This is a genomic window from Paratractidigestivibacter sp. (assembly GCF_052362415.1).
Classification (GTDB): Bacteria; Actinomycetota; Coriobacteriia; order Coriobacteriales; family Atopobiaceae; genus Paratractidigestivibacter.
Genome location: NZ_DAWEMK010000169.1, coordinates 1 through 2,519, shown reverse-complemented (window position 1 = coordinate 2,519; position 2,519 = coordinate 1). Strand labels below are relative to the sequence as shown.

Here is a 2,519-nt window from a genome sequence, read left to right as displayed (position 1 = left end):
TGGCAGCCCCGCCAGTGTCGACAAAGTGTTCTATCGTCGTGTCGGCAACATCGTCGAGATGTTCTGGAACTTCTCGCAAGAGTCGACGCAAGTATGGAAGGCAGGCACGCTCCCGGTCGGTTATCGACCTCACATCGATTTCCTAGAACCGACCGTGCGCGCTTACTCATCCGGTCTTGCTTCCAACAACACGGCTGAGGTTGAGGTCACTGCCAATGGCAGTGTTAACTTCTTCTGCGCGTCGCCGGTTAGCGGCGGCCGTAACATCGGCCACTGCGTCTGGATTGCCGCATAGCATTCCGTATCCCCGGTTGAGAGCCAGATCTTCTCAGGCCTCCTCGTCGAGGGCGCGGCCCGCGGTGGCAGTGTGACGATTCACGTCGTTGGAGACGGTGCGATGACTACCACCCAAGGCATAAAGGTCGGCTCCGTGAAAGCCGCCTACCGACCAAAGGTGCCAGCCCGGGCAATCTTCGGCGTGCAGGACATGTCGTGGGGTATCGCGTCCGTCGACCCCGACGGCGTCGTCAAGCTTATCCACCGCTACGGCAAGGACACTCTGACGTGGGGCAACGTTGACATTTCGCTGGCGTACACGATTTAGCATTCCGTACCCCAGCAGTCCGCGAGAGTCCGAAAGATAAACTTCACGAAGGTCATCGGCGACCCCGACTTCCATATCAGGGGCGTGGTCGTGGACAACGTGGCAACAATCTGGGTCTCATTGGTCAACGTCGGAAAGTTCGTAGCGGAGTCTTGGGGCTCGACCAAGCTCGCGACCATGGACGTGTCCTGCCCCCACGAGGGCTTCGCCGTCATGGTCGACTCCGATGACGTGGCGAACCAGGGCGGGCGGCTTCTCCACGTCGCGGGCAACTGCGTCTCTTTCCGCACCAAGCACGGCGCGACCATCCTTGCCAATACGTGGCACAAGGGGTCGCTCTCGTTCCCGGTCAGCTAGGCCCCGAGCACGATGAGCCAGTTGATGCGCACGCTGCTGCCGACGCTCACGCCCTCGAAGCGGGCCCAGATGCCGCCCGAGGCAGGGGAATAGTACGTATATAGGCCGTGGAGCATCTTCTGGGAGACGTAGTCGCCGTTCATCGCCACGACCACGTCCTTGGACTGGTCGAAGTCGCGGCCGCAGATGCGCTTGAACGTGTCCTTGGTCATGAGCGAGATGGCCTGGCCGTAGTCGTCGGCGCGGGCCATGTCCACCGTCGTTCCGGGGTAAATGAAGCTCATGGGGTAGAGCTTGTTCGCTGCCCGGGATACGGAATCCCCGAGCGTCGCGAGCGGGGTCAGCGTCGGGATGATGAGCTTGGGCGCGCCCGTGGTCAGGCCGTCGAAGCTCACCGAGCACACCGGCACGGTCACGTCGGCGTCGCCGTTCAGGATGGACCTTCTTATGAGCGACGGCGCGGTTGCCGTGGCCCCCGGCGTGCCCTGCAGCACCTTCCACTCGACTTTCTCAACGAGCGTCGGGTTCGCGCCGCTCACGTCCCTCTTGTAGTGGACGCAGATGTAGTCCGTGCGCTTCTTGCCCTGCGTTCCGGAGGCCACCTTCACGTCCTCGGGGGCCGTGAGGCCGATGTGGCGGCCCTGGACGACCATGTCGCCCGTCGCGAACCTCACTGTGTTCGCGTCAACGAGCGACGGCGCAAGCCTGCCCCCGGTTTGCAGGACGTAGCTGCCGGCTCCAACCTCGCCCGCGATCCTGCGCCCGTCATCCGCCGAGCTCACGTGCGGCGTCCCGGCCTTGCCGGTCACGATCTCCATTATGCCGTCCTTTCCCAGATGAAACCGTTCTGCGAGTCGCGCATCACCCACGTGCCTCCGTAGGCCGCGCCCGGGTTCTTGCCCTTGGTCTCCATGTAGAGCGACCCGACCGGGTGGGCGGCGAGGAAGGCCTGGGCGGTCGTCGCCGCAGGCCCCTGCGGCCCGGTTGCCCCCGTCGGGCCCCTGAGGTTGCCTATCTTCGTCCAGGCCATGCAAGAAGCCCCCTAGGCCTTGTACGTGTACAGGTTGCCGGTCGAGGCGTCGATGTAGACCGAACCCACCGCCGCGGTGCCGCTCGGGGCGCCGGTTCCCGCGGTGACGGAGGTGCCGTCCGCGCCCTTCGGGCCGGTGGGGCCGGTGGCCCCTGTCGGGCCCTGTGGGCCGGTCGGGCCGGTGGCTCCTTTCAGTCCCTGCGGTCCCTGCGGCCCGGTCTGGCCGGTGTCGCCCTTGTCTCCCTTGGGGCCCTTGAGCGAGCCGATGTTCGTCCATGCCATGATGAGCTCCTTTCGCTAGGCCGTCTGGCTGTACTGGTAGACCTTGTAGCCGTCGGCGACGTCGACGTACACGGCGCCCTGCTGCGACGGCGCGCTCGGGGCGCCGCTGCCGAAGGTGATGCCGGGGCCCGCCGGGCCCTGCGGGCCGGTCGTGCCCTGCTGGCCGGTGGGGCCGGCGGGGCCGGTGTCGCCCTTGGGGCCCTTCATCGCGCCGAGGTCCGTCCACTGGGAGTCGCCCGACATGGA

6 protein-coding genes and 1 pseudogene are annotated in these 2,519 nt (G+C 65.7%); 3 read left to right on the top strand and 4 right to left on the bottom strand.

Translation table 11 applies throughout. The annotated features are described in order from the left end of the window. From ACT84W_RS10480 to ACT84W_RS10470, 3 genes are all read left to right on the top strand, one after another. On the top strand, positions 1-295 hold a 295-nt coding region (locus ACT84W_RS10480), incomplete at its 5' end, for a hypothetical protein (RefSeq protein ID WP_444329172.1). A 102-nt stretch (positions 296-397) separates the two neighbouring features. After that, positions 398-604, top strand: coding sequence for a hypothetical protein (locus tag ACT84W_RS10475; protein ID WP_444329171.1), 207 nt, complete (start codon positions 398-400; stop codon positions 602-604). A gap of 90 nt (positions 605-694) precedes the next feature. Next, positions 695-961, top strand: coding sequence for a hypothetical protein (locus ACT84W_RS10470; RefSeq protein ID WP_444329170.1), 267 nt, complete (start codon positions 695-697; stop codon positions 959-961). On the opposite strand, the gene ACT84W_RS10465 is transcribed toward ACT84W_RS10470, so the two are convergent. The 4 genes and pseudogenes from ACT84W_RS10465 to ACT84W_RS10450 form a co-directional block, all read right to left on the bottom strand. Beyond that, positions 958-1,779, bottom strand: coding sequence for a hypothetical protein (locus tag ACT84W_RS10465; RefSeq protein WP_444329169.1), 822 nt, complete (start codon positions 1,777-1,779; stop codon positions 958-960). The genes ACT84W_RS10470 and ACT84W_RS10465 overlap by 4 nt on opposite strands. Next, positions 1,779-1,991 carry a hypothetical protein gene (locus ACT84W_RS10460; RefSeq protein ID WP_444329168.1) on the bottom strand — a complete coding sequence of 71 codons (213 nt, stop codon included), beginning with the start codon at positions 1,989-1,991 and terminating at the stop codon, positions 1,779-1,781. The genes ACT84W_RS10465 and ACT84W_RS10460 overlap by 1 nt, the downstream gene beginning before the upstream one ends. 12 nt (positions 1,992-2,003) lie before the next feature. After that, a complete protein-coding gene (locus ACT84W_RS10455; protein WP_444329167.1) occupies positions 2,004-2,273 on the bottom strand; it encodes a hypothetical protein in 270 nt (89 codons plus the stop codon). Positions 2,274-2,288: 15 nt separating this feature from the next. After that, positions 2,289-2,519: pseudogene (locus ACT84W_RS10450) on the bottom strand (hypothetical protein); the annotation flags it as partial.

Excerpts from the sequence above, each read along its gene's own strand:
- ACT84W_RS10465 (WP_444329169.1), bottom strand. The coding sequence starts at position 1,779 with ATGGAGATCGTGACCGGCAAGGCCGGGACGCCGCACGTGAGCTCGGCG.
- ACT84W_RS10455 (WP_444329167.1), bottom strand. The coding sequence starts at position 2,273 with ATGGCATGGACGAACATCGGCTCGCTCAAGGGCCCCAAGGGAGACAAG.
- ACT84W_RS10475 (WP_444329171.1), top strand. The coding sequence starts at position 398 with ATGACTACCACCCAAGGCATAAAGGTCGGCTCCGTGAAAGCCGCCTAC.
- ACT84W_RS10460 (WP_444329168.1), bottom strand. The coding sequence starts at position 1,991 with ATGGCCTGGACGAAGATAGGCAACCTCAGGGGCCCGACGGGGGCAACC.